The 24,061-nt window shown below is 75.4% G+C and carries 22 protein-coding genes; 12 read left to right on the top strand and 10 right to left on the bottom strand.

Annotated features, from left to right (window positions below; translation table 11 throughout):
• Positions 1-77 precede the first annotated feature (77 nt).
• A complete protein-coding gene (locus tag IH44_RS0127975) occupies positions 78-926 on the top strand; it encodes a DMT family transporter (protein WP_030462528.1) in 849 nt (282 codons plus the stop codon).
• A gap of 7 nt (positions 927-933) precedes the next feature.
• Here IH44_RS0127975 and IH44_RS0127970 read toward each other — a convergent pair whose 3' ends face one another.
• Complete coding sequence (locus tag IH44_RS0127970; protein ID WP_030462527.1) at positions 934-2,361, bottom strand: PLP-dependent aminotransferase family protein; 1,428 nt, start codon at positions 2,359-2,361, stop codon at positions 934-936.
• A 57-nt stretch (positions 2,362-2,418) separates the two neighbouring features.
• Here IH44_RS0127970 and IH44_RS0127965 point away from each other — a divergent pair, with 57 nt between their 5' ends.
• Positions 2,419-3,387: a DMT family transporter gene (locus IH44_RS0127965; RefSeq protein ID WP_051817401.1), complete on the top strand. Its 969-nt coding sequence runs from the start codon at positions 2,419-2,421 to the stop codon at positions 3,385-3,387.
• On the opposite strand, the gene IH44_RS43135 is transcribed toward IH44_RS0127965, so the two are convergent.
• Complete coding sequence (locus tag IH44_RS43135) at positions 3,348-3,818, bottom strand: hypothetical protein (protein WP_051817400.1); 471 nt, start codon at positions 3,816-3,818, stop codon at positions 3,348-3,350. The two genes, IH44_RS0127965 and IH44_RS43135, sit on opposite strands and share 40 nt — an antisense overlap.
• A gap of 56 nt (positions 3,819-3,874) precedes the next feature.
• Positions 3,875-4,438 (bottom strand): hypothetical protein, encoded by a 564-nt coding sequence (locus tag IH44_RS43130; protein ID WP_051817399.1) that lies wholly within the window; start codon positions 4,436-4,438, stop codon positions 3,875-3,877.
• 143 nt (positions 4,439-4,581) lie between these two features.
• Here IH44_RS43130 and IH44_RS0127950 point away from each other — a divergent pair, with 143 nt between their 5' ends.
• Positions 4,582-6,069 (top strand): MFS transporter, encoded by a 1,488-nt coding sequence (locus IH44_RS0127950; RefSeq protein WP_081967167.1) that lies wholly within the window; start codon positions 4,582-4,584, stop codon positions 6,067-6,069.
• Here IH44_RS0127950 and IH44_RS0127945 read toward each other — a convergent pair.
• Positions 6,063-7,157 carry a sugar ABC transporter substrate-binding protein gene (locus IH44_RS0127945; protein ID WP_030462522.1) on the bottom strand — a complete coding sequence of 365 codons (1,095 nt, stop codon included), beginning with the start codon at positions 7,155-7,157 and terminating at the stop codon, positions 6,063-6,065. The two genes, IH44_RS0127950 and IH44_RS0127945, sit on opposite strands and share 7 nt — an antisense overlap.
• Positions 7,158-7,318: 161 nt before the next feature.
• Positions 7,319-8,308 (bottom strand): EamA family transporter, encoded by a 990-nt coding sequence (locus IH44_RS0127940; protein WP_030462521.1) that lies wholly within the window; start codon positions 8,306-8,308, stop codon positions 7,319-7,321.
• A gap of 246 nt (positions 8,309-8,554) precedes the next feature.
• Between IH44_RS0127940 and IH44_RS0127935 the strand changes: the two genes are divergently transcribed.
• Both IH44_RS0127935 and IH44_RS43125 read left to right on the top strand, forming a co-directional pair.
• Entirely contained in the window at positions 8,555-10,066 is a 1,512-nt protein-coding gene (locus tag IH44_RS0127935) for a lipase maturation factor family protein (RefSeq protein WP_081967166.1), read from the top strand.
• Positions 10,067-10,319: 253 nt separating this feature from the next.
• Complete coding sequence (locus tag IH44_RS43125) at positions 10,320-12,131, top strand: hypothetical protein (protein WP_157852486.1); 1,812 nt, start codon at positions 10,320-10,322, stop codon at positions 12,129-12,131.
• 81 nt (positions 12,132-12,212) lie between these two features.
• Here the strand turns inward: IH44_RS43125 and IH44_RS0127925 are convergent, their stop codons facing one another.
• Together IH44_RS0127925 and IH44_RS0127920 are read right to left on the bottom strand one after the other, a co-directional pair.
• Positions 12,213-12,674 carry a nucleoside deaminase gene (locus IH44_RS0127925; RefSeq protein ID WP_035956603.1) on the bottom strand — a complete coding sequence of 154 codons (462 nt, stop codon included), beginning with the start codon at positions 12,672-12,674 and terminating at the stop codon, positions 12,213-12,215.
• A gap of 94 nt (positions 12,675-12,768) precedes the next feature.
• A complete protein-coding gene (locus tag IH44_RS0127920) occupies positions 12,769-13,530 on the bottom strand; it encodes a DeoR/GlpR family DNA-binding transcription regulator (protein ID WP_030462517.1) in 762 nt (253 codons plus the stop codon).
• Between the two features lie 90 nt (positions 13,531-13,620).
• On the opposite strand from IH44_RS0127920, the gene IH44_RS0127915 reads away from it, so the two are divergent.
• The 4 genes from IH44_RS0127915 (at position 13,621) to IH44_RS0127900 (ending at position 19,676) form a co-directional block, all read left to right on the top strand.
• The gene (locus IH44_RS0127915) at positions 13,621-14,919 is read left to right on the top strand and encodes an MFS transporter (RefSeq protein ID WP_232795120.1); all 1,299 of its coding nucleotides are present in this window, start codon (positions 13,621-13,623) and stop codon (positions 14,917-14,919) included.
• A gap of 104 nt (positions 14,920-15,023) precedes the next feature.
• Positions 15,024-15,989 (top strand): EI24 domain-containing protein, encoded by a 966-nt coding sequence (locus IH44_RS0127910; RefSeq protein ID WP_030462515.1) that lies wholly within the window; start codon positions 15,024-15,026, stop codon positions 15,987-15,989.
• A gap of 75 nt (positions 15,990-16,064) precedes the next feature.
• Positions 16,065-17,210, top strand: a complete 1,146-nt coding sequence (locus tag IH44_RS0127905) for a cytochrome P450 (RefSeq protein WP_030462514.1) — start codon at positions 16,065-16,067, stop codon at positions 17,208-17,210.
• Positions 17,211-17,300: 90 nt separating this feature from the next.
• Positions 17,301-19,676 (top strand): tetratricopeptide repeat protein, encoded by a 2,376-nt coding sequence (locus IH44_RS0127900; protein ID WP_157852485.1) that lies wholly within the window; start codon positions 17,301-17,303, stop codon positions 19,674-19,676.
• Between the two features lie 55 nt (positions 19,677-19,731).
• On the opposite strand, the gene IH44_RS0127895 is transcribed toward IH44_RS0127900, so the two are convergent.
• On the bottom strand, positions 19,732-19,989 hold the full coding sequence (locus IH44_RS0127895; protein WP_030462512.1) for a hypothetical protein: 258 nt from the start codon (positions 19,987-19,989) through the stop codon (positions 19,732-19,734).
• Positions 19,990-20,157: 168 nt separating this feature from the next.
• On the opposite strand from IH44_RS0127895, the gene IH44_RS0127890 reads away from it, so the two are divergent.
• A complete protein-coding gene (locus tag IH44_RS0127890; protein WP_051817396.1) occupies positions 20,158-20,496 on the top strand; it encodes an antibiotic biosynthesis monooxygenase in 339 nt (112 codons plus the stop codon).
• A gap of 65 nt (positions 20,497-20,561) precedes the next feature.
• Here IH44_RS0127890 and IH44_RS0127885 read toward each other — a convergent pair whose 3' ends face one another.
• The gene (locus tag IH44_RS0127885; RefSeq protein WP_030462510.1) at positions 20,562-21,017 is read right to left on the bottom strand and encodes an Lrp/AsnC family transcriptional regulator; all 456 of its coding nucleotides are present in this window, start codon (positions 21,015-21,017) and stop codon (positions 20,562-20,564) included.
• A 125-nt stretch (positions 21,018-21,142) separates the two neighbouring features.
• Here IH44_RS0127885 and IH44_RS0127880 point away from each other — a divergent pair, with 125 nt between their 5' ends.
• Together IH44_RS0127880 and IH44_RS0127875 are read left to right on the top strand one after the other, a co-directional pair.
• A complete protein-coding gene (locus tag IH44_RS0127880) occupies positions 21,143-21,772 on the top strand; it encodes a LysE family translocator (RefSeq protein WP_030462509.1) in 630 nt (209 codons plus the stop codon).
• Positions 21,773-21,847: 75 nt separating this feature from the next.
• Positions 21,848-22,735, top strand: a complete 888-nt coding sequence (locus IH44_RS0127875; RefSeq protein WP_030462508.1) for a hypothetical protein — start codon at positions 21,848-21,850, stop codon at positions 22,733-22,735.
• 7 nt (positions 22,736-22,742) lie between these two features.
• On the opposite strand, the gene IH44_RS0127870 is transcribed toward IH44_RS0127875, so the two are convergent.
• The gene (locus IH44_RS0127870; protein ID WP_035956600.1) at positions 22,743-24,008 is read right to left on the bottom strand and encodes a CdaR family transcriptional regulator; all 1,266 of its coding nucleotides are present in this window, start codon (positions 24,006-24,008) and stop codon (positions 22,743-22,745) included.
• Between the last annotated feature and the right edge of the window lie 53 nt (positions 24,009-24,061).

Genomic DNA, 24,061 nt, shown 5'->3' with positions numbered 1-24,061 from the left:
GGGGGTGGGTGGGGCGATGACAGGCGCTAAGTTGGCTGTACATCTTTCGGGGTTCGACTGCTGTGGAGGGGGGAGCGGTGACCCAGGGCGCCGTCCCGTTCGTGGTGCTGGCCGCCGCGCTGCTGCACGCCGTGTGGAACGCGCTGGTGCACGGGGTGCGCGACCGGATCGCCGGGATCGCGCAGATGAACCTGGTGTTCGTGGCCTTCGGCGTGCTGCTCGCGCTGTTCGTCCCGCCGCCCGGTGCGGACGCGCTGCCCTACCTGCTGGCCTCCGCCGCGCTCCAGACCGGCTACCAGCTGCTGCTGGCCCGCGCCTATGGCCTCGGCGACTTCGGACAGCTGTACCCGATCGCCCGCGGCACCTCCCCGGCCGTGGTCGCCCTGCTCTCCGCCACCGTCCTGCACCGCCCGCTGCCCGCCGGACAGCTCGCCGCCGTCGCGGTGATCTCACTCGGCCTGGCCGGGCTGGCGCTGGTCGGCGGCCTCCCCGGGCGGGGGCAACTCCCGGCGATCGGGGCCGCGTTGGGCAACGGTGTGCTGATCGCGGGCTACACCGTGGTGGACGCGGGCGGGGTCCGGGCCGCGGACTCGGCCGCCGGGTACATCGCCTGGATGTTCGTCCTGCAGGGCCTGGCGGTGCTCGTCGCGGTGGCCGCCGTCCGCCGCCGCACCCTGCTGCCCGCCCTGCGGGCGAACCCCGTGGTCGGGCTCGGCGGCGGGCTGATGTCGCTCACCGCGTACGGGCTGGTGGTCTGGGCGCAGACCGTCGGCGACCTGCCCGCCATCGCGGCGCTGCGCGAGACCTCCATCGTCATCGCCGCCCTGATCGGGACCCTGGTGCTGCGCGAACGCCTCGGCACCCTGCGGCTGGCCGCCAGCGCCACCGTGCTGGCCGGCATCGCGCTGCTGGAGCTCGCGCACTGACTGCCCGTCAGGACGGCGGTAGGTCGAGCGATTCCAGCGCGGCGGCCAACCGGTCGACGGCGGTGGCGAGTTGGGCCCGGGTCTCGGCGGCCGCGAGACTGACCCGGGTGCGGGGCGCGGGCTCGGCGGTGAAGTAGTTCCGGCCCGGGGAGAGGGCGACGCCGTGGCGCAGCGCGGCGGCGGTGAACGCCGCCGGGTCGAGCTGGGCGGGCAGCGGCAGCCACAGGTGGAACCCGCCGCGGGGGAGCAGCGGCGGCAGCAGGGCCGGGGCGCGCTGGGCCAGGGCGGCGGCGAACAGCTGCTGCCGGTCGGCCAACTCCCGGGCCAGCGCGCGCAGGTGGCGCGGCCAGTCGGCGGAGGTGACCAGTTCGAGGGCGGCCTCCTGGAGCGGCCGGGGAACGAAGAACGAGTCCACCGCCTGGACCGAGCGCAGCCGGGCCAGCGCCGGTCCGCGGGCCACCAGCGCGCCCACCCGCAGGCTCGGCGAGGCCGCCTTGGTCAGCGAGCGGACGTGCACCACGGTGCCGTCCGGGTCGTCGGCGACCAGCGGCGCGGGCAACTCGCCCGCGCCGGGGTGGGCCAGCAGCCGGGCGAAGTCGTCCTCCACCACGAACGCCCCCGCCCGCTTCGCGGCCGCCAGCACCGCCCGCCGCCGCCCCGCGGGCAGAACGGTGCCGGTCGGGTTCTGGAACAGCGGCTGGCAGACGAACAGCCGCGCCCCCGACACCGCGAACGCCTCGTCCAGCCGCTCCGGGATCACCCCGTCCGCGTCCACCGGCACCGGCACCGGGCGCAGGCCGGCCGCCCGGGCGATCGCCAACAGGCCCGGGTAGGTGGGGGATTCGACCAGCACCGGCGCGCCCGGCGGGGCCAGCGAACGCAGCGCGCAGGTCAACGCGCTCTGCCCGCCCGCGGTGATCAGCACCTCCGCCGCCGTCACCCCGCCGCCCGCCTCGCGGGCGAACCAGCCGCGCAGCTCCGGCAGCCCCTCCAGCGGCGGCCGCCCCCACGCGCCGGGCCGCCGGGCGGCCCGGGCCAGCGCGCCGGCCAGCGCCCGCTCCGGCAACAGCGAGGCGTGCGGGTAGCCGCTGTTCAGGTCGACCACCTCCGGCGGGGCCAGCGCGAGCGCCGCCAGCACCCCCGAGGCGTCCACCACCCGGGCGGGCGGCGCCCCCGCCTCCGCGCTGAGCGCCACCTCCTGCCAGGAGAAGTCCCCCCGCGCGGCGGGCCCCGGCCGCGGCTCGGCCCGGAACACCCCCGCCCCCGGCCGGGACACCACCACGCCCTCCGCGACCAGCTCCCGGATCGCCCGGGACACCGACACCGGACTGACCCGGTAGCGCTCCACCAGCTCCCTGCTACTGGGGATCCGCTCGCCCGGGGAGTAGCGCAACACCGTGCTGCGCAGTACGTCGGTGAGCTCCTGGACGGTCATCGGCCCTACCTCTCAGGGATGCTTCCGGCGGGCGGGCGGCAACTGCTACCGTCCTGTATGTCAGCACACGATAGCGCTACCATGCTCCGCCCGATAGCGGTCGGCGGCACCGCCCAGGCCGCCCTCGGGGTGTTCGCCTTCTCGTTCAGCTTCCCCGCCACCGCCTGGGCCCTGGAGGGCTTCGGGCCGTGGACGGTCACCGGCCTGCGCGGCACCTTCGCCGGGCTGCTCGCCGGGGTCTGCCTGCTGGCCGCCGGTGCCCGCGTCCCGCCCCGCTCGGCCTGGCCGGGGCTGGCGGCCGTCGCGGTGGGCTGCGCGGTCGGCTTCCCGCTGCTCTCCACGCTCGCGCTGCGGCTCTCCTCCACCGCGCACTCCGCGGTCGTCATCGGCCTGCTGCCGCTGGCCACCGCCGCCGTCGGCGCGCTGCGGGTCGGCGGGCTGCGGGCCGGGGCCCGTCCGCCGCGCGCGTTCTGGCTCGCCGCGCTCGCCGGGGCCGCCGTCGTCCTCGCCTTCACCGTCCAGCAGAGCGGCGGCGCGGGACTGACCACCGCCGACCTCTACCTGTTCGGGGCGCTGCTGGTCTGCGCGTTCGGCTACGCGGAGGGCGGCCGCCTCGCCCGGGACCTGCCCGGCTGGCAGGTCATCGGCTGGGGCGTGGTCGCCGCGCTGCCCGTCAACGCCCTCACCGGCGCGCTCGCGCTGACCGCCGAACCCGTGCACGGGAACTGGCACGGCCTCACCGGCCTCGCCTACCTGGCGGCGGTCTCGCAGTTCGGCGGCTTCGTCGTCTGGTACCGGGGCATGGCCGCGATCGGCGTGCCCCGCGCCAGCCAACTCCAGCTCGCCCAGCCCCTGTTGACGCTCTGCTGGGCGGTCCTGCTGCTCGCCGAGACGCTGCCCGCCACCGCCGTGCCCACCGCGCTGGCGGTGGTCGCCTGCATCGCGGCGACCCAGCGGGCCGGGAAGGGGACGGGAAAGAGTCGAGGTCAGTCCGGCGGGGACGGGGGCGGGGCGTCCAGCCAGTAGTAGAGCTGCTCCCCGGCGGCGGCCGCGCGGCGGGCCAGGGCGGCCAGGACGGGCAGGACGGCGAGCGCGGCGGCGGGCGGGGCCTGGCCGTAGGGGCGCAGCGCCCGCAGGACCCCGGCGGGCGAGCGGGCGAGGAGGTCGCGGGCGGCGGGGGAGAGCTGGTGGGCCCAGGGGCCGGTGGTCCACGGGTCGCCGGGGACGGCGAAACAGGTGGGCGGCCGGGTGGTGGGCGGCCAGACGGTGCGCTCGACCAGGCCGGTGTCCGGGAGCGGGAGGAGCAGTTCGTCGAGCAGTTCGAGGACGTCGCCGGCCCCCGCCCCCGACGGGTACCGGGTGTCGAAGGCGGCGGCCGGATCGTGCCGGGCCGGTCCGGCCGCGAAGGCCGCCAGGACGGCGGCCGGGCCGGGGGCGCGGAAGAAGGCGTAGCGCACGGGGCGGTCGGGAGGCCGGAGGGCCGGGAGGCCGGACGCTCGGGAGGCCGGGCGGTTCAGGCGGTCAGGGCGCAGTAGAGGTGCTGGCCGTCCTGCTTCGCGCGGCGGGCCAGGACGCCCAACTGGTGGATCAGCTTCATGAGTTCGATCCGTTCGACGTTCTTCACCTCCTCGGTGCGGGCCCACTGGCTGGTGAGCCGGGGCAGGCGCTTGCGCTGGATGCCGGCCAGGGCGTCGCGGGTCTCGTCGGGGAGCTCGACCACCCAGGGGCCGGTCATCCACGGGTCCTCGAAGTCGACGGCGGCGCCCGGGCCCTCCTCGTGCCAGGGCTCCAGGCCGGTCGGCCACACCGAGCGGTCCGGGCCGTCCTTGACCGGCGCCGGGGCCGGCGTCGGGGCCGGGGCCAGGTCGGGGGTCTGGACCGGGGACTGCGCCTGGGCCTGGGCCGAGTCGCTCTCCTCGCGCAGCGCGGCCACCAGGCGCGGCAGGACCACGGTCGGGTCGATGCCCCGGGCCCGCACCGATTCGAACGCCTCGGCGGCCGGGCGCGTCCCGCTCGCCATCACCTTGCGCACGGCGGCCTCGTCCTCGGCCCGGAAGTAGTCGGTCTGCAAGTCCATGTCGCCACGCTCCCCATCGTTCGGCAGGCGCCCAGTGCATCACAGCCCGTGCCGTCGCGGGTACCGGGTCACCGTCCTGTGATCTCCCTCCCAGTCGTCAGCGGGACGCACCGCCACGGCGGTTCGGGTACTAGCTTTCGGCCGTGGGAGATCGGAGGAACCGGCCGCTGCGGGTGCTGCTCGGCGCGTCCGTGCTGGCCAACACCGGCGACGGCGTGCTGCGCACCGGCCTGCTGCTGGTGGTGGCGCACCTGACCGGGTCGGTGAACGCCTCGTCGCTGGTGATGGCGGTCAGCACGGTGCCGTGGCTGCTGTTCGGCATCCCGGCCGGGCTGCTCGCCGACCGGGCCGGGCGCAAGGGCCTGATGGTGGCCGCGGACGGGGCGCGGGCGCTGCTGATCCTCGGGATCGGGGCCGCAGCCTGGGCCGGGGCGCTGTCGCTGCCGCTGCTGCTCGCCCTGGCGTTCCTGGTCGGCACCGCCGAGACGGTGTTCAACACCAGCAGCGAGACCGTCCTGCCGACCGTCGTCCCCGCCGCGGAACTGGCCCGGGCCAACGGGCAGCTCGCCACCACCGTCCGGGTCACCGGCCAGTTCGTCGCCCCCGCGCTGGCCGGCTGGCTGACCGCGCTGGCCGCCCCCGCCACCTTCCTGGTCGCGGGCGCCGGCTACCTGGGCTCGATGCTGCGGCTCACCGCCCTGCCGCCCGGGACCGGCCGCGTCCCGGACCCGGAACGGGCGCACCGGGCAGCGGCAGAACGGGGAGCGGCAGAACGGGCAGCGGTAGAACGGGCAGCGGCAGAACAGGGCGGGGCCGGGCGGTCGGGGGTGTGGGACGGTCCGGCGTTCCTGCTGCGCAACCGGGTGATCCGGGTGATCACGCTGGCCGGGGTGCTCACCACGCTGGCGAACACCTCGTTCCTGGCGCTGTTCGTGGTGTACGCGACCGGCGGCCCGCTGCACCTCGGCGACGCGGGCTACGGCGTGCTGCTCAGCTCGGTGGGCGTCGGCACCGCGATCGGCTCGCTCACCGCGCACCGGGCCGAACGCCGCTTCGGCAGTGCGCCGGTGCTGTGCGCGACCCGGCTCGGCTGGGGGCTGGTGTTCACCGCGCCGGTGTTCCTGCACGGCCCGGCGCTGTTCGCGGCGATGACGGTCGGCAGCTGCCTGGGCGGCATGTGGGGCGTGCTCACCGTGACGATCCGCCAGCGGCTGACCCCGCCGCGGATCCGCGGCGCGGTGGGCGGCGCCTACCGGGCGGCGATCATGAGCGCGATGCCGGCCGGCGCGGCCGTCGGCCTGCTGCTCCAGCGGCTGCTGGGCACGCCCGGCACCTTCCTGCTGTTCGGCGCCGGCATGGTGGTGCTGGCCGTCCCGGTCTGGCGGGCCGTCACCGCCGAGCAGCCGGGAGCGGAGCAGCCCGGGGTCGAACCGCCGGAGCAGCCGGGAGCGGAGCAGCCGGGAGCGGAGCAGCCCGGGGTCGAACCGCCGGAGCGGCCGGGAACGGAGCAGCCCGGAACGGAGCAGCCCGGGGTCGAACGGCCGGGGCCGGAAGGGCCGGAGCGGCCGGTGGTGGAGCGGGCGGGGCGGCACCCCCGCACAAGGCGTCGCGCCGCCCGCTCCGGTCAGTAGGAGCCGGGGATGCCGGCGTCCTTGCAGGCCTTGGCGAACTGCGGGGTGCAGATCTCCTCGGCCTTGTAGAGGCCGCCGTCGATGACCGTCTCGGCGATCTTGTCCTTGGTGACCACGACCGGGGTGAGCAGCATCGAGGGGATCTGCTTGTCGCCGGACTGGGTGACGGCGGCCGCCACCGAGGTGATGTCGATGCCCTTGACCAGGTAGACCGCCATGTTGGCGGCGGCCTCGGCCTCCGGCTGGTACGGCTTGTAGATGGTGTACGCCTGCTCGCCGGTGAGGATCCGGCGGATCGCGTCCAGCGAGGCGTCCTGCCCGCCGACCGGCACGTCGGTGCGGCCGGCCTTGTGCAGCGCGTCGATGATGGCGCCGGCCATGCCGTCGTTGGCCGAGTAGACGGCCTGGAAGCCGTTCTTGCCGAGCTTGGAGACCGCCTCGTCGATCTTCGACGCAGCGACGTCGGGCTTCCACTCGCCGGACTGCTCGTAGGCGATCCGCTTGACCTTGCCGTCCAGTGCCAGGTGCGCGCCGGTCTTGAAGGCGCCGGCGTTGGGGTCGGTCTCCGCGCCGTTGATCATCAGGATCTCGGAGTCGGCGGGCTTCTTGCCGGCCCGGCCCATCGCGTCCAGCAGGGCCTGGCCCTGGAGTTCGCCGGTGCGCTGGTTGTCGAAGGAGATGTAGGCGATGACGTCGCCGGCGGCCAGCCGGTCGTACGCGATGACCTTGGTGCCCTTCTTCTTGGCCTCCTCGACCCAGGGCGCGGTGACGGCGGCGTTCACCGGGTCGAGCAGGATCACCTTGACCCCGCGCGAGAGCAGCGCGTCGAACTGCTGCTTCTGGACCTTCTCGTCGCCGTCGGCGTTGGCGTAGTCGAGGGTGCACTTGGTGCACAGCCCCTCGACCGAGGTCTGGATCAACGGCTTGTCGAACGCCTCGTAGCGGGTGGACGAGGAGCGCTCGGGCAGCAGCAGTCCGATGGACTGGTTGCCCGAGGACGAGGACTTGTCGTCCCCGCAGGCGGCGAGCGACAGCGTCATCGACACGGCGGCCGTGCCGATGACGAGTCGACGCGTCATCGAGTTCATGGTGGGTGGTGCCTCCCTGACAGCGCCGTGTCCCTACGGCGAGGTGAAGGGGAGTCAAGCCCACCCGTCATGTGTCGTCAAGAAGTAAATCATTGGTCGGGGCGATTCGACCAACTCGTTACCTTCTTGAATTCAACCCGGGAGGTTCGTCCACGGAGCTCTCATCGTTCGTTCCGTGCGACCAGGAACACCCCGCCGACCACGATCGCCCCACCGACCATGATCGGCCAGGTCAGCGCCTCGGAGAGGAAGAGCCAGCCGAGGAAAACCGCCACCACCGGATTGACGTACGCATAGGTCGCCACCAACGGAAGCGGCGCGCGCTGCAACAGCCACGCGTAAGACGTGAACGCGACAATGGAGCCGAACAGCACCAGGTACACCAGCCCCGCCCACGACCCCGCGGACACCGCCCCCGGATCGAACCCGCCCGGCTCGCCCCGGGCGAACGACAGCGCCAGCGCGCCCAGCGCGCCCGCCAGCATTTCGTACACGCTCGCCACGAACGGATCGGCCGGCATCGGCAGCCGCCCCGCCAGCACCGAGCCCAGCGCCCACACCACCGCCGCGCCCACCACCAGCAGCAGGCCGGACAGCCCGACCGCACCGGTCAGCCCCGGCGCGGTCAGCACCACCAGGCCCACCAGCCCGACCAGCACCCCCGCCAGCGTGGTCCGGCCGGTCCGGGCCCCGAACGCCCGGCGCAGCAGCACCACCCAGAGCGGCACGCTCGCCACCATCAGCGCCGCCAGCCCCGACGGGACGGTCCGCTCGGCCAGCACCACCAGGCCGTTGCCGCCGACCAGCAGCAGCACGCCCACCAGGAACGCGGAGGCGAACTGACGCCACGTCACCCGCAGCGCCCGCCACCCCTGACGGACCGCCAGGCCCGCGCCGAGCAGCAGCGCCGCCGCCCCGAAGCGCAGCGCGCCCGACAGCAGCGGCGGCATGGTCTCCACCACCACCCGGATCGCCAGGTAGGTCGACCCCCACACCACGTACACGATGCCGAGCGCCGCCCACACCGCCGCCCCGAGCCCGGCCGCGGGCACCTTCCCGGTCGCAGGCGCCTTCCCGGCCCCGGAGGGGGAGGGCGGGGGCGGACAGTCGGGGCCGGCGTCGGCCGGGGACTGCGGAGAGGGTGCGGACATGGGCGTCTCCTGGTCTTGGTCCTGACAGGGTGTGTTCGGCGGAATGACACCACACTCCGTCCGCGGCCGACAGGGGGTTTCCGGACCGGGGACGGGTCACTACGCGCGAACGCCCCCCGCCGCACGCCGGGCAGGGCCGACCGGATGAACCGGCGCACCACCGCGCCCCCGGCCGGGCCGCCCCGGCCGCGCCGGATGGTAGGCATGGGGGCGGCCCCGAGCGCAGCCGACCGAAGGAGCGGCCGCATGGCATGGCTCGCCGCACCCGAGTACCGGCTCGCCCGCGAGCTGTTCCTGCGCCTGCTCGCCCTCGTCTACTGCTGCGGATTCCTCGCCGCCGCCCGCCAGTTCCGCGCCCTGCTCGGCAGCCGCGGCATGCTCCCGATCCCGCGCTTCCTGGCCCGCGTCCCGTTCCGCCGCGCCCCCAGCCTGTTCCACTGGCACTACAGCGACCGCCTGTACGCCGCCGTCGCCCGGACCGGCCTGCTGCTGTCCGCCGCCCTGCTCGCCGGGGCGGCGAACCTGCTGCCGCTCGGCGCCGCGATGGCCCTGTGGGCGCTGCTCTGGGCGCTCTACCTGTCGATCGTCAACACCGGGCAGACCTGGTACGCCTTCGGGTGGGAGTCCCTGCTGCTGGAGGCCGGCGCCCTCGCCGTGTTCCTCGGCAACGACCGGGTCGCCCCGCCGCTGCTCGTGCTGTGGCTGCTGCGCTGGCTGCTGTTCCGGGTCGAGTTCGGCGCCGGACTGATCAAGTGGCGCGGCGACGCCTGCTGGCGCAAGCTCACCTGCCTCTACCACCACCACGAGACCCAGCCCATGCCCGGCCCGCTCAGCTGGTTCTTCCACCACCTGCCCCGCCCGCTGCACAAGGCCGAGGCCGCCGCCAACCACGTGGTCCAACTCGCCGTCCCCTTCGGCCTGTTCCTCCCGCAGCCGATCGCCTCCGACGCCGCCCTGCTGATGATCGCCACCCAGCTGTGGCTGATCGCCTCCGGCAACTTCGCCTGGCTGAACTGGCTCACCGTCGCCCTCGCCCTGGCCGTCCTCGACACCGGCACGCTGCGCCGCGTCCTGCCGATCGGCCCCGACCTCGACTACCCCGGCCAACCCGTCTGGTACCAGGTGCTGGTGGCCGCCTACACCCTGCTGGTGCTGGCCCGCTCCTGGCAGCCCGCCCGCAACCTGGTCTCCCCGCGCCAGCAGATGAACCGCTCCTGGGACCGCCTCCACCTGGTCAACAGCTACGGCGCGTTCGGCTCCGTCAACCGGACCCGGTACGAGATCGTCCTCGAAGGCACCCGCGACGTTCACGGCACCGACGGCTGGCAGGAGTACGAATTCCCCGGCAAGCCCGGCGAACTGCGCCGCCTGCCACGGCAGTTCGCGCCCTACCACCTGCGCCTCGACTGGCTGATGTGGTTCGCCGCGATCTCCCCCTCCTACGCCCGCCCCTGGTTCCTCCCGCTGCTCGCCCGCCTGCTCGTCAACGACCCCGACACCCTGCGCCTGCTGCGCCGCAACCCCTTCCCCGGCACCCCGCCCGCCCTGGTCCGGGCCCGCCTGTACCGCTACCGCTTCACCGACGGCCCCGAACTGCGCGCCACCGGCGCCTGGTGGCACCGCGAGCACGTCCGCGACCACCAGCCACCCGTCGGACTCGCCGCCCTGCGCCGCCACGCGCCCCCCGACCCCACCGCCCGGCCCGCCGGCCGGCACCCCACCCGGGACCCCGCCCGGCACCCAGGAGAGGACCGATGACCCCACCCAACTCCCGCCCCCCACCCCGCCGGGGCGTACTGTCGGTGCCGCTCCCTACCGTACGGACCACGCGGACGGGCCCCGCGCCCACCGCCACCGGTCCGCCGCGGCCCGGCATTTCACGGAGGGCCGGTGCGTGCGCGGCTCGAACGCGCACCCGTATTCTGGCCTCCCGCGACGCCACTGCCGCCGCACCCACCCCACCCGCCCCGCCAGTCCCTCTGCCAGCCAAACGCCACGAACCGGACTTCACATGACAGTGCGCACCCTGAACGACGCCGACGACGCGGCGTCCGAGACCGCGTCCGCGACGGACGGCGAGACCCGCCAGAGCACCCGTGAGGAACTCGGCCGCTTCGCCGACCAGGGCGGATTCGCCCTCACCGCCGACGCCAACCCCTGGCTGGAGGCCGCCGAGACCCTCACCGGTCCCGAGGACGCCCGCGCCGCCTCCACCGTCCTCGCCGAACTCCGCAGCCGCGACACCCGCGCCGTCGGCCAGGCCGCCAACGCCATCGCCGCCAAGGCCGGCCTCGACATCCCCGACACCCTCGGCGGCCTCACCACCCTGCTCGACCTCCTCCAGCGCGTCCACGCCACCTCCGCGGCGCTGCGCACCGAGGCCTACGAACAGGACCTCGCCGAACTCGCCGCCGCCACCGGCAACTCCGCCTACCGCAAGGACGCCGGCGCCAAGCTCGGCTGGAACCGCCGCCGCCAGCTCCGCGCCCAGGCCCGGGCCCTCGCCACCGCCGGCACCCGCCCCGGCCGCGCCGACCTGCACACCGCGCTGGTCGCCGCAGCGGCCGCCCACCGCGACTGGACCGCCCTCTCCGGCGCGTCCTCCCGCCCCTCGGTGCCCGTCGACGGAGCCCTGCTCACCGAGACCGCAGGCGTCGTCGAATCCCTGGCCGACGCCGTCCGCTCGCTGGCCCGCCTCCTTCCCGAGCGCGCCCTCGACTCCCTGCCGCTCACCGAACTCGCCGACCTCGTCGACCGCCTCGCCGCCGACGAGGGCACCCTCTACCGCCTCTCCGCCCTCCGCCAGCTCCGCCTCGAACTCGCCGAGCAGGGACTGACGGAACTGCTGGCGGAGCTGCACGAGCGCCAAGCCGACAAGGACGCTGCGCTGGCGGCGTACGACCGGCACGTCGCCGCGAAGACCGCGCTGGCGGGGGGACCGCGACCGGCGGCGGAGGACGAGGTCGCCGCGGAGGAGCAGGAGGCCGTCGAGGCCGAGGCCGAGGTTGTTGCGGTGGAGACCGAGACCGAGCCGGTGGTCGAGGAGGCCGAGGCCGAGGCTGAGGTCGCCGTCGAGGAGCCGGTGGTCGAGGAGACCGAGGCTGTCGAGCCCGAGGCGGAGGAGACTGCGCCCGAGGTCGAGGCTGCGGTTGAGGAGCCGGAGGCCGTCGAGGTCGAGGCCGAGCCCGAGGTCGAGGTTGTGGCCGAGGAGCCGGTGACTGAGCTGGAGCCGGAGGCCGAGGTTGTCGCCGAGGAGCCGGAGGCCGTCGAGCCGGAGGTTGCCGAGGTTGCTGAGGAGCCGGTGGCTGAGCCGGAGCCGGAGGCCGTTGAGGTAGCTGAAGCTGCTGAGCCCGAGGTTGAGGCTGCCGTCGAGGAGCCGGAGGCCGTTGAGGTCGAGGCCGAGCCTGAGGCCGTTGCCGAGGCGCCGGAGCCCGAGGCTGTTGTCGAGCCGGTGACTGAACCCGAGCCGGAAGCCGTCGAGGTCGTTGAGCCCGAGCCCGAGCCGGAGCCGGAGCCGGAGCCGGAGCCGGAGCCTGAGCCGGTTGCCGTTGAGCCCGTGGTCGTGCCGGAGGTGGTGCTGGAGGAGCCGGCGCCGGTTTCGGTGGCGGCGGGGTGGGCGAAGCCCGAGTTGGTGCCGGGGAAGCCGATCACCGGGTACTCCGCGGAGGAGCTGGTCGCGTTGGTGGGCTGGCTGGACTCGGACGGGGAGAAGCGCAGTGACGACGAGTTGCTGCGGGCGGCGATGAAGGAGCTGGGGTTCGCCCGGCTCGGGCCGCGGATCAAGGAGGCGCTGGGGGCCGCGGTGGCTTCCGTGCGCGGCTGACGGTTCGTCAGGAGTGGGGCGTCCGCCCGTCGTTGCGCCCGGGGCGCGGCGGCGGGCGGTGCCGTTCCGGTGGGGGCTGGGTCATTCGCCGATGTCCTCGGACCAGAGGTCGGGGCGGGCGGCGGTGAAGTCGGCCATCAGGCGGACGCAGTGCGGGTCGTCGAGCAGGGTGATGCCGGTGCCGTGGGCGGCGAGCCAGTCGTGGCCGCCGGTGAAGGTGGTGGATTCGCCGATCACCACGTGGCCGATGCCGAACTGGCGGACCAGGCCCGAGCAGTACCAGCAGGGGGAGAGGGTGGTGACCATCACCGTGTCGCGGTAGCCGCGCAGCCGGCCGGCGGCGCGGAACGCGGCGGTCTCGGCGTGCAGGGAGGGGTCGCCGTCCTGCACGCGGCGGTTGTGTCCGCGGCCGAGGAGCCGTCCGTCGCGCCGGAACAGGGCGGCTCCGATCGGGATGCCGCCCTCCGCGAGTCCGGCTTCCGCCTCGGCCACCGCGACGTCCAGCCATGCCCGGGCCTGTTCCGCCGTCACCCGACCGTTCACCGGCCACCTCCGTCGTCCTGTCGCGGGTCCGTGCCGTCCACCCTCTCCGGGTACCCGCGCCGGGGGGTCGCGGCACGCCGGGCGGGGCGCCGGGTCAGGCGAGGGTGACGGTGACGCCGGCGTCCTCGAGGGCGGTGATCTCGGCGGCGGGGGCGGTGGGGTCGGTGACGAGGGTGTGGATGCGGTCGGTGGGGACGGCGCGGGCGAAGGCGGTGCGGCCGAGTTTGCCGCCGTCGGCGGCGGCGACGGTGCGGCGGGCGGCGGCGGTGGCGGCCTTCTTGACGGTGGCGTCGTCGAGGTCGTAGGCGGTCAGGCCGTCGGCGGCGCTGAGCGCGCAGCAGCCGACGACGGCGGTGTCGAAGCGCAGGGCGGAGAGCGAGGCGAGGGTGAGCGGGCCGGTGAGGGCGCCCTCGGCGGCGCGGGGCTGTCCGCCGGGGACGATCAGGGTGGCCGGGCCGGGGGCGTCGCCAAGGACGTGGATGGCGGGCAGCGAGAGCGGCATCACGGTGACGGGGCGTTCGCGCAGCAGGCGGGCGAGTTCCAGGCAGGTGGTGCCGCTGTCGAGGACGACGGTCTCGCCGTCGGCGATCAGCGCGGAGATCGCGGCGGCGATCCGGCGTTTGGCGTCGACGGCCTCGCGGGCGCGCAGCGCGAACGGGGGTTCCTCGCCGCGCAGCAGCAGGGTGCGGGCGCCGCCGCGGAAGCGTTCCAGCACGCCTTGGGCGGAGAGGGCGTCCAGGTCGCGGCGGACGGTCATCTCGGAGGCGCCGGTGAGGGCGGCGAGCTCCGGGACGGTGGCGCTGCCCGCGTCCCGGACGGTCTGGGCGATCAGGGCGTGCCGCTCCGAGTTGTTCATACCGAGATTGAACCGCACCCCGCAACGCACAGGCAATCTGTTCGTTGAGCCCACTTTCGAACAGCTCGGATGTTCGTTATGGTCGTCGGCATGGAACACCGGCTCCGAGCCGCCCGCGTGGCGACCTACGTCTACTTCGTCCTGTGCGGCACCCTGATGGGCGCCTGGGTGGTGCACATCCCCGCGGTCGAGTCCCGGGTCGGCATCGGCCACGCCGCGCTCGGCGGCCTGCTGGTGCTGCTGGGCCTGGGCGCCTTCGCGGGCATGCGGGCGGCCGGGAGCCTGACCGACCGTCTCGGCGCGCGCACCGTCGTCCCGGCCTCCGGCGCGCTGTGCGCCGCGTCGCTGGTGCTGCCCGGCCTGGCCCCGAACCCGTGGACGCTGGCCGGCGCGCTGCTGGTCTTCGGCTTCGCCAACGGCTGCCTGGACGTCAGCATGAACGCCCACGCCGTGCACGTGGAGCAGGCGTACGGGCGCCCCGTGATGTCCGGCTTCCACGCCACCTTCTCGGTCGGCGGGGTGATCGCCGCCGGCGCTGCCGCCGCGGCCGCCGCCACCGGCCTGGGCCCGGCCGCCACCCTCGCCCTGCTCGGCGCGGCCGGCCTCGCCGTCGCCCTGCTGACCGCCCGCAGCCTGCTGCCCGGCACCGCGGCGCCCGCCGACGCTCCCGAGGGGACGCCGGCCGGAGCCCCCGCGGCCGCCGCCGACAGCGGCGCTCCTACCGACAGCGCCGCCCCTACCGGCAGCGCCGCCCCTACCGGCAGCGCCGCCCCCGCCGACCACGGCGCCCGCCGCCGGATCCGGGTGCTCGCCGTGCTGGCGCTGATGGTGATGCTCAGCGAGGGCGCCGCCAACGACTGGAGCGCCCTGCACCTCAAGGACGTGCTCGGCGCGCCCGCGAGCACCGCCGCGTTCGCCTACGGCACCTACGCGGCCGCGATGACCGTCGGCCGCCTGCTCGCCGACCGGTTCGCGGCCCGCCACGGGGCGACCGCCGTGCTGCGGTACGGGGCGGCGACGGCCGCGCTCGGCATCACCGTCGCCGCGCTGACGCCCTGGGTGTGGGCGGCGTTCCTCGGCTGGGCGCTGTTCGGCCTCGGCCTGTCCGGGTGCGTCCCGCAGCTGTTCAGCGCCGCCGGGCACGCCGACCCCGCCGCCGCGGGCGCCAACGTCTCCCGGGTCGCCGGGCTCGGCTACCTCGGCATGCTGGCCGGCCCCGCCGTCATCGGCTGGCTCACCCACCTGACCGCCCTGAACCACGCCTTCCTGCTGCTCACCCTGCTGTGCGCCACCGCCGCCGCGTCCGCCGGGATCCTGCGCGGCGCCGCCCGGCCCGCCGCCACCACCACCGACCGGGTCCCCGCCCCGGCGGGCGGCGGCACCCCCTGAGACCGCCCGTGCGGCCCGGGCCGGGGCCGCACGGGCCGGAACGGCCGGCGGGGCGGCGACGGGTGGGCGCCCGGCCGGTTTGACGGTTCCTTTAAGGTTCGGGAATGCGAGATTTCGGGGCGGGACTGCGGTTCCTGTTCAACGGGCAGCGGTGGGTGGCGCGGCACGGCCGCTGGTGGGGCTTCGGGATGATCCCGGCGCTGATCGCCCTGGTCGGCTACGTGGCCGCGCTGGCGGTGCTGATCGTGTACGCGGGCGACCTGGCCGCCTGGGCGACGCCGTTCGCGGACGGCTGGAGCGAACTGTGGCGCGACGTCGTGCGCACGGTCCTCGCCGTGGTGGCGGTCGGCGCGGGCGGACTGCTGGCGATGCTGACCTTCACGGCGGTGGCGCTGCTGATCGGCGAACCGTTCTACGAGTCGCTGTCGGCGAAGGTCGAGGAGACCGAGGGCGGCGGCCCGCCGGAACCGGACGTCCCGCTCTGGCGGCAGCTGTGGACCGCCGCCCGGGACAGCCTCGCGGTGCTGCTGCGGGCGGCCGCGTTCGGGATCGTGCTGTTCCTGTGCGGGTTCGTCCCGGTGCTCGGGCAGACCGTCGTCCCGGTGGTGGCGCTCTGCGTCTCCGGCTTCTACCTGGCCGTCGAACTGACCGGCACGCCGCTGCAGAAGCGCGGCCTGACCCAGAAGCAGCGGCTGCGGCTGCTGCGCTCCCGGCTGCCGATGACGCTCGGCTTCGGCGCCGGCCTGGCCCTGCTGTTCCTGGTCCCGGTGGTGACGGTGCTGGCGATGCCCGGCGCGGTGGCCGGCGCGACCCTGCTGGCCCGCGAACTCGCCCCGTACGAGCCCGAGGACGCGCCGGACCCGGAGCCGACGGACGACGACCCGGAGCCGGAACGCGACGATCAGCCGCCGTACGGACAGCCGCCGTACGACCAGCCGCCGCACGGACAGTCGCCGTACGGGCAGCACCCCTACGGCCAGCAGCCGTACGGACAGAACCCGTACGGCCAGAACCCCTACGGCCAGCAGCCCCACGGCCGGAACCCGTACGCCACCGACCCGCAGGCGTGACGTCCGGTGCCCGGGCCGGTCGCCTACGGTGACGGCGATTTGACGTAGCGTCACGGCCTGCGCGATAACGTCCCCATGGCCGTATCCGTGGACGCCGCCCCGCGCGGCATCGATCTCGGCGACCCCGCGTTCTGGCGGCTCCCCGAGGAGGCGCGGGCGGTGGCGTTCGCCCGCCTGCGCGAGCGCCCCGGCCCGGTCGGGTTCACCGACCGGGCGACGGGGCGGCGCTGCTGGGCGCTGGTCCGGCACGCCGACGTGGCGGCGGCCGGCCGGGCGCCGGAGGTGTACCTGTCGGGGCCGGGGCCGTCCCGGTGGGTGGCGCGGGCGCTGTTCGGCGACTCGCTGCTCGACCTGGACGGCCCCCGGCACGCCGAACTGCGCCGGACGGTCGGCCGGGCGTTCCCGCCCCGGCCCGCCGCCGACGCCGAGCGGGACCTCCGGGCCCTCGCCGCCGAACTGGTCGACCGGGTCGAACGGGAGCGCCCGACCGACTTCGTGGCCGCCGTCGCCGCCGAGTTCCCGCACCGGGCGCTCTGCGCCCTGCTCGGCCTGCCGCCCGAACGCCTGCACCGGACCGCGGCGCCCACCGGGGGCGACGGCCCGCGGGCCCGGCTGGCCCTCCGGCTGGCGGTCTCCGCCGCCGTCCGCGAACGCCGCCGCCGGCCGACCGGCGACCTGCTCTCCGCGCTGGCCGCCCCCGCCCCGGACGGCCGCGGCCCCGGCACCCGCGAACTGGCCGCCTTCTGCTCCCTGCTGCTGACCCACGGCGCCCGGACCACCCGCGACGCGCTCACCCACGGCCTGCACCTGCTCACCGCCAACCCCGCCCAGCGCGCCCTGCTGCTCGCCGACCCGGACGCGCACCTGGGCGGCGCGGTGGAGGAGATCGCCCGCTGCGCCGCCCCGTTCGCCCGCTCCCACCGCACCGTCGCCGTCGACCACCGGCTGTCCGGCATCCGGCTCGCCGCGGGCGACCGGGTGCTGCTCTGCCACGGCTCCGCCAACCGCGACGGGACGGTCTTCGCCGCCCCCGACACCTTCGACATCACCCGCTCGCCCAACCCCCACCTCGGCTTCGGCGGCGGCGGCCCGCACTTCTGCCTCGGCGCCCACCTGGCCCGCCGGCACCTGCGGATCCTGCTGCGCGAACTGCTCACCCGCCTCCCGGAGATCCGCGCCACCACCGCCCCGTCCCCGGCCGGGCTAAGGTTCACCTTCTGACGCACCACCGGGGGGACCGTGGGAAACCGGAACAGCATCAACGGCGGGACGTTCTTCGGGCCGGCCGTTCAGGCGGAGCAGGCCATTTTCTTGCCGCCCGCACCGCAGTTGCGGGCCCTCGGGGGCCTGCCTGCCCGGTCCCCGGTGCTGGTCGGCCGGGACGCCGAACTCGCCGAACTGGTAGAGCAGTTGGAAGGACCCGACCCGGCCGGCCGGCTGATCACCGGCCTACCGGGCGCGGGCAAGACCGAACTCGCCGTACACGCCGTCCACCGAGCCCTGGCACTGCCCGGCCGCTATCCGGGCGGGGTGCTGTTCCTCGACCTGTTCGGCTACGACGAGGACCGCCGGGTCGACCCGCACCGCGCTCTCGGCTCGCTACTGCGGGCCCTCGGCGTCCCGGACGGGCAGGTGCCCGCCGAGACCGCGGAGCGGACCGTGCTCTACCGCACCGTGCTCGGCACGTACGCGCGCGAGCAGCCGCTGCTGGTGCTGCTCGACAACGCCGGCTCCCGCGCCCAGGTCGACCCGCTGCGGCCCAACGTGCCGGGCATCCCGCTGCTGGTCACCTCCCGGCACACCCTCAGCGACCTCCAACTGCCCGTGCTCGACCTGCCGGTGCTGGCGGCCGACGACGGCGTGGCGCTCCTCGCCCGAGGGCTGGACCGGCTGCACCCCGGCGACCGGAGGGTCGCCGACCAGCCCGACGCCGCTCGGGAGACCGCCGAACTCTGCGGCGGCCTCCCGCTCGCCCTCGCCGTGGTCACCGCCCTGCTCGGCGACCTCCCGGCCCGCCCGATGTCCGCGATGGCGCAGTCACTGCGCGACACCCGGCGCCGCCTGGCCCGGCTCGCCCGCGAGGACCTCGCCGTCCGCGCAGCCTTCCAGCTCTCCTACCGCCACCTGCCGCCCGACCAGGCCCGTCTGTTCCGGCTGATGTCGCTCAACCCCGGCCCCGACCTGTCCACCGAGACCGCCGCCCACCTCGCCGACCTGCCGCCCGATGACGTCGAGCCGCTCACCCACGCCCTGGCCCGCGCCCACCTGGTCCAGCCCGCCGCCGTGCACGACCGCTGGCGGATGCACGACCTGATGCGCTTGTACGCCGAGGAACTCTGTCGGGAGAAGGACACCCCGGCGGCCCGGACCGCCGCCACCGGGCGGATGCTGATGCTCTACCGCGACCTCGCGGCCGCCGCCGACCAACAGCTCCAGCCCGGCGAAGCACCCGGTCGGCGCTTCCCGGGCCGGGCCGCCGCGCTGGCATGGCTGGACGCCGAGTACCCCAACCTCCGGGCCGCCGCCCTGACCGCGCCCGAACTCGGGCGCCCCGACATCACCGTGGTGCTGCACGCGCTGCTGATCGACCACCAGAGCCTGCGGCGGCACCTGGAGGACTTCGAGGCCATCGCCCGGAAGGCCCTCGACACCGCCAGCACCGCGCGCGACCCGCTGATCAGGCTGGCCGAGCCCGAGATCCTCAACAACCTCGGCACGGCCCAGCGCGAATTGCGCCGCTTCACGGAGTCCGAGGCGTCCTACCGACGGGCGCGGAAACTGTGCGCCGAACGCGGTGAGGCCCAGCTGGAGGCCGCGGTCCTGACCAACCTCGGGCTGACGTACCAGCAGATGGGCCGGTGCGCCGAAGCCGTGCAAGTGCTGCACGAAGCACTGGCGATGTACCCGCCGGACGGGAGCCTGCGGGAACGCGGCATGGCGTACACCAACCTCGGGCGGGCCCTGCACCAGCTGCGGCGGCTGCCCGAGGCAGCCGAGGCGTACCGGGCCGACCTCGTCGTCTGCCGGGCCATCCGCGACCGACACGGCGAGGCGATCACGCTCAACAACCTCGGCATGGTGCTGCGCGACCAGCACCTGCGGGCCGAGGCCGCAGAAGCCTTCGAGGCGGCGCTGCGGGCCGCGCACGACTCCCTGGACCACTACCTGGCCGTCCGGGTCGGCGCCAACCTCACCCTGCTCCGGGGGCTGGCCGATGAGGACGACCCGCAGGAGGTCGTCGATCGGCTCGCCGAGGCCGTCGAGAGCATGGACGAACTCGGGGACACCTACATGGCGGCCCAGGTGCGCCTCCACCGGAGCACGGCGCTGGTCAAGGCGGGCCGCCCGGACGAGGCGCTGCAGGTGCTGGAGACCGTCCTGCGGGTGGGCCACGAACTGGGCGACCTCGACCTTCAGTGCACGGCCCTGGAGAACGCGGGCATCCTGCTCCACGGCTCGGGGCGGTACGCGGCTGCCGCCGAGCACTGGACCGGGGCGGCCGACCGCTGCCTGGTCCTCGGCGACCACGACCGGCGGGGCCGGTGCCTCGGCCGCCGGGCCGGGGCCCGGCAGGCGCTCGGCGACGCGGTCGGCGCCCGGGAGGACACCGCGGCCGCCGCCGCGGCCTTCCGGATCGCCGGTACTGCGGAGGCGGCGGTCGACGCGCTGCTCGGCGAAGGCCGGTGACGGACGAGGGGCGGCCGCCGCACACTGCGGTGGCCGCCCCTCGTCGGTGCCGGGGTCAGGACGGGTGACTGCCCACCGCGTCGCGGACCTCCGCGCCCAGGACGCTGTTGGCGCGGGCGCAGTGGGCGCAGCAGAAGAAGCGGCCGGCGACCTCGACGCCGTGGCCGACGATGCGGACGGTGCACTGCTCGCAGCGCGGGGCGAGCTTCTCCATCGCGCACTCGAAGCTGTCGAAGACGTAGGTGTCGCCGGTGATCGTCTTGATCTCGAAGGACAGCCAGTAGTCGTTCTGGCACACCACGCAGACCGCCATGTCGGGGCTCCTCTCGTCGAACGGGTTCACCGCCGAGTCTTGGCCCGGGAGGGGCAGGCGGCAATCGGCGGCGGTCCGAACGGAGAAAGGCGGAGGAAGCGGGAGGAAAAGGAGAGGGGTCGTCCGATAATGGGCAGCAGGGTCCGGTGTTCAGCCGAGGAGGCCGAGATGATCATCCGAATCTGGGAGGCGCAGGTCGCCCCGGACCGGGCCGAGGACTTCTGCGCCAGGCTCGCCTCGACCGTGCTGCCCGGCCTCGGCCGGTGGGACGGCTTCCTCGGCGGCGAACTGCTCCGGGCCTGCGCCGACGGGGACCACCGGGTCCAGATGATCACCCGCTGGCGGGACGAGGAGGCCCTGCGGGCGTACGCGGGCCCGATGTGGCGGTTCCGGCCGGTCTGGTCGGAGGGCGAGCTGAACGAACTGGAGCACCCGCCGACGGTGGTGCACTTCCACTCGCTGCGCCGGATCGAGCACGTCCCCGGGGAGCCCGCGGCCGCGGTCTGAACGGGCGTCGGTCGGGTTCAGCCGATGGGGACGGCAGGGGTTCAGCCGGCGGGGACGGCAGGGGCTCAGCCGACGGGGATGCCGGTGTCGGCCTTCACCTGCTTCATCGTCAGGTGCGAGTGCACCTGCGCGATGCCCGGCAGGCCGGAGAGCACGTCGGTGACGAAGCGCTCGTACGCGGCGAGGTCGGCCACCGCGACCCGCAGCAGGTAGTCCGGGTCGCCGAACAGGCGGTGCGCCTCGACCACCTCCGGCAGTTCGGCCACCCGGCGCTCGAACTCGGCGACGGTGGCCCGGTCCTCGTGGCGCATCACCACCGTGACGAAGGGCTGGAAGCCGCGGCCGACGGCGGCCGGGTCGAGCCGGGCGCGGTAGCCGCGGATCACGCCCTGCTGCTCCAGGTGCCGGACCCGGCGCAGGCACGGGGACGGCGTCAGGCCGACCCGGTCGGCCAGGTCGGCGTTGCTGATCCGGCCGTCCTGCTGGAGCTCGTGGAGGATTCTGCGGTCAAGGCGGTCCATGGCGCAACATTCTGCCAGAGCGGGGCGTTGACCAGCGAAAACGGGACATCGGCTGCCAACGGTGGACGGCTAGCGTCCAGGGGTTGAGATTTCCGCCCCTCCCCGGGGCCGTCCCGAAGGTGCCCATGGACCCGCACGCCCTGCTGCTCTTCCTCGGCGTCGACGTGCTGCTGGTCTGCACGCCCGGCCCCGACTGGCTGTACATCGCCGCCCGCGGCCTCGGCCAGGGGCGGCGCGCCGCGCTCACCGCGGTCACCGGCGTCTGCGCGGGCTACGCCGTGCACACCCTGCTCTCCGCCGCCGGACTGGCCGCCGCGCTGCGGGCCGTCCCCGCCCTGCTGCCCGTCCTGCGGCTGGCGGGCGCCGGCTACCTGGTGCTGCTCGCCGCGGGCATGCTGCTGGCCCTGCGCCGCGGCGACGGCGCCCGGGCCCTGGCCGCGGCCCGGCCGCAGCCCGCGCGGACGGTGCTGCGGCAGTCCCTGCTGACCGCGCTGCTCAACCCGAAGGGCCTGCTGCTCTACCTGTCGCTGGTCCCGCAGTTCGTCACCCCGGACGGCCCCCTCCCGGTCGGCGGCCAGGTCGCGGCCCTCGGCGCGGTCAACGTGCTGTGCTGCGCGGCCGTCTACTCGGCGGTGGCCCTGGGCGCGGCCCGCCTCGGCCACCGCTTCGGCGCCACCCCGGCCGCGGCCCGCCGCCTCTCGGCGGTCTCGGCGGTCCTGCTGCTGGCGGTCGCGGGGGTGACGGCGACGGCGTGAACACATGTCCCAACTTCCGTGCCAGGTGTACGTTCTGACTGTCCGCCGGGAGCGGACCGGACGGGCGGAGCGGCGATGGAGAACAGCAACAGGATCGAGGGCGGCACCTTCCACGGGCCGGTCGTCCAGGCCGCCTCGGCGACCGTCGTCCAGGCCGCTCCCCAGTCGCCGCCCCGGCGGTACCGGGCGCGGTGGATCGCGGTGGCGCTGGCCGCGGCCCTGCTCGGCGGCGGTGCCTACGTCCTGCACACCGCCGCGCAGCGCAAGGGCGCCGCGGGCCCGGCGGCCGGGGCGACGGCGGCGGCCGCGGTCACGCCCGGCCCGGCACCCGCGGTGTCCGCTCCGGCGGGCGAGCGGATCGACAACGGCGGGGGGTGGGGGCCGGACCGGACCACCTTCCTGATGTCGTCCCCGGCCACCTACCCGGTGTTCAACTCCATCACCGACGACCCGGTCCAGGGCGACGAGCGCAACTTCGTCCAGTGCCGGGACAAGCAGTCGGACGCGAAGTTCGGCGAGCAGGTGGTGGCCCTCGACGGGCACACCTACCAGGTGTACCTGTTCTACAACAACGCCGTCGCCGCGAACTTCGACTCGATGGCCTCGCCGGCCGAAGGCGCGCGGGGGAACGCGGCCGCGAAGCTGCAGAACGCCCGGGCGCACGTCGAACTGCCCGCCGAACCGCTGTACAACCCGGGGCTGACCGGCTACCTGACGGCGGACAACGCCCGCGAGGTCTGGGACTCCTGCGACTTCTTCGCCGCCCGCAAGGTCCTGCTGCGCTACGTGCCGGGCTCGGCCCGGCTGGTGACGGTGCGCATGCCCGGCGTCGGGGTGCCGATGAACGGCGGCGGGGCCGGGCTCGCGGACGGGACGGGGGCGCTGATCGGGGAGCAGCAGGACGGGGTCGTCGGGCAGCTCGCCGGCTACCTGCTGTTCGACGTGACGGTGAAACTGTCCTGAGCGGGCGTCAGGGCAGGGCCGTCGCGGTGTCGTGGGCGGCGATCGCGGCGCGCAGGGTGAGCAGGTCGGCGCCGCGGACGGCGTCGAGGCCGGTGAGGTCGGCGGTGCGGCGCAGGCGGTAGTCGACGGTGTTGGGGTGGATCTGGAGGCGGGTGGCGGTGCGGCGGCGGTCGAGGCCGCAGGCGAGGAACGCCCGCAGGGTGGTGAGGAGTTCGGGGCGGCCGGCGAGCGGGGCGAGCAGGGCGGCGAGGGCTTCGCGGGCCGGGCCGGGGCGGCTGAGCTGGTACTCGACCAGGACGTCGTCGAGCAGGTGCAGGCCGGGGCCGCGGCCGGTGGCCTCGGCGACCTGGCGGACGTCGGCGGCCAGCCGGGCGGCCCCGGCGACCTCCTCGGGGGCGGCGGTGGCGGCCCCGGCGGTGAGGTCGGCGCCGCAGGCGCGGGCGAGGCGGTCGAGCAGGGCGGCCAGCGCGGCGCGGTCGGGGGCCGGGTCGGGGGAGTCGTCGGGGAGCAGCACCGGCCCGCCGCCGGCGGCCAGCGAGGCCAGCGGCACCCCGTCCGTGTGGCGCTCCAACTCGGTGCGCAGGCGCCGGAGTTTGCGGCGGGCGACGACCGAGCGGTTGACGCCCGGGCGGGACTCGTCGGGGTGCGGGCCGATCGCCAGCGAGAGCACCAGGTAGCGGGCGGGCAGCCGGATGCCGGCCCGGTCGGCGGCGGCCCGCGGGTCGCCGCCCTCCAGCAGGCGGGAGAGCAGGGCCTGCCGGGAGACCTGCTCGTCGCCGAGCGCGGTCTGCCGCTCCTGCACGTACCCGGCGGCGACCGCGCAGCTGACCACCCGCAGGTAGCCGAGCAGCCGGTCCTGGGCGGTGGCGACGTCGGGCAGGTCGGCGGGGTCGGCCTCGGCCAGCAGGCGGGCCGCGCAGAGCTGGGCGCCCAGGTGGTAGGCGCCGACCACGGACTCCAGCGGCACGCCCTCGTCGGCGCGGCGGGCCGAGGACTCGCGGATCCGGGCGAGTTCGGCCTCGCCGGGCAGCACGCCGGTGCGCATCACCTCGACGAACGCCCGGATGCCGCGCTCGACCTGACGGGTGATCTCGCCGCGCAACTGCTCGGGCGGCAGCGCGTGGTAGGCCGGGAGCCGGTCCAGCAGCCGGACCATCACCTCGGCGGCCAGCACCGGCGCCAGCGCGAGCAGCCGCAGGTGGACCGGGCGGCCGCCGAACCGGGGCCCGCCGGCGGCGAGTTCGCCGGAGGGCCCGGCGTTGGACGCGGTCACAATCCACCTCGTGAATCTCTGGGCGACGACCCGGCGACGGGGCCGGGCGGCGC

Source organism: Kitasatospora sp. NRRL B-11411 (assembly GCF_000721345.1).
Lineage (GTDB): Bacteria > Actinomycetota > Actinomycetes > Streptomycetales > Streptomycetaceae > Kitasatospora > Kitasatospora cineracea.
The sequence above is the reverse complement of the archived record's forward strand: the minus strand, read 5'-3'. Positions and strand labels throughout refer to the sequence as shown.

Bases quoted from the DNA above. Each gene is read 5' to 3' on its own strand.
- IH44_RS0127880 (WP_030462509.1), top strand. From the start codon at position 21,143: ATGGACCCGCACGCCCTGCTGCTCTTCCTCGGCGTCGACGTGCTGCTG.
- IH44_RS0127965 (WP_051817401.1), top strand. From the start codon at position 2,419: ATGTCAGCACACGATAGCGCTACCATGCTCCGCCCGATAGCGGTCGGC.
- IH44_RS43130 (WP_051817399.1), bottom strand. From the start codon at position 4,438: ATGGACTTGCAGACCGACTACTTCCGGGCCGAGGACGAGGCCGCCGTG.
- IH44_RS0127945 (WP_030462522.1), bottom strand. From the start codon at position 7,157: ATGAACTCGATGACGCGTCGACTCGTCATCGGCACGGCCGCCGTGTCG.
- IH44_RS0127895 (WP_030462512.1), bottom strand. From the start codon at position 19,989: ATGGCGGTCTGCGTGGTGTGCCAGAACGACTACTGGCTGTCCTTCGAG.
- IH44_RS0127915 (WP_232795120.1), top strand. From the start codon at position 13,621: ATGGAACACCGGCTCCGAGCCGCCCGCGTGGCGACCTACGTCTACTTC.
- IH44_RS0127935 (WP_081967166.1), top strand. From the start codon at position 8,555: ATGGCATGGCTCGCCGCACCCGAGTACCGGCTCGCCCGCGAGCTGTTC.
- IH44_RS0127970 (WP_030462527.1), bottom strand. From the start codon at position 2,361: ATGACCGTCCAGGAGCTCACCGACGTACTGCGCAGCACGGTGTTGCGC.
- IH44_RS0127940 (WP_030462521.1), bottom strand. From the start codon at position 8,308: ATGTCCGCACCCTCTCCGCAGTCCCCGGCCGACGCCGGCCCCGACTGT.
- IH44_RS0127890 (WP_051817396.1), top strand. From the start codon at position 20,158: ATGATCATCCGAATCTGGGAGGCGCAGGTCGCCCCGGACCGGGCCGAG.
- IH44_RS0127920 (WP_030462517.1), bottom strand. From the start codon at position 13,530: ATGAACAACTCGGAGCGGCACGCCCTGATCGCCCAGACCGTCCGGGAC.
- IH44_RS0127910 (WP_030462515.1), top strand. From the start codon at position 15,024: ATGCGAGATTTCGGGGCGGGACTGCGGTTCCTGTTCAACGGGCAGCGG.
- IH44_RS0127885 (WP_030462510.1), bottom strand. From the start codon at position 21,017: ATGGACCGCCTTGACCGCAGAATCCTCCACGAGCTCCAGCAGGACGGC.
- IH44_RS43125 (WP_157852486.1), top strand. From the start codon at position 10,320: ATGACAGTGCGCACCCTGAACGACGCCGACGACGCGGCGTCCGAGACC.
- IH44_RS0127875 (WP_030462508.1), top strand. From the start codon at position 21,848: ATGGAGAACAGCAACAGGATCGAGGGCGGCACCTTCCACGGGCCGGTC.
- IH44_RS0127905 (WP_030462514.1), top strand. From the start codon at position 16,065: ATGGCCGTATCCGTGGACGCCGCCCCGCGCGGCATCGATCTCGGCGAC.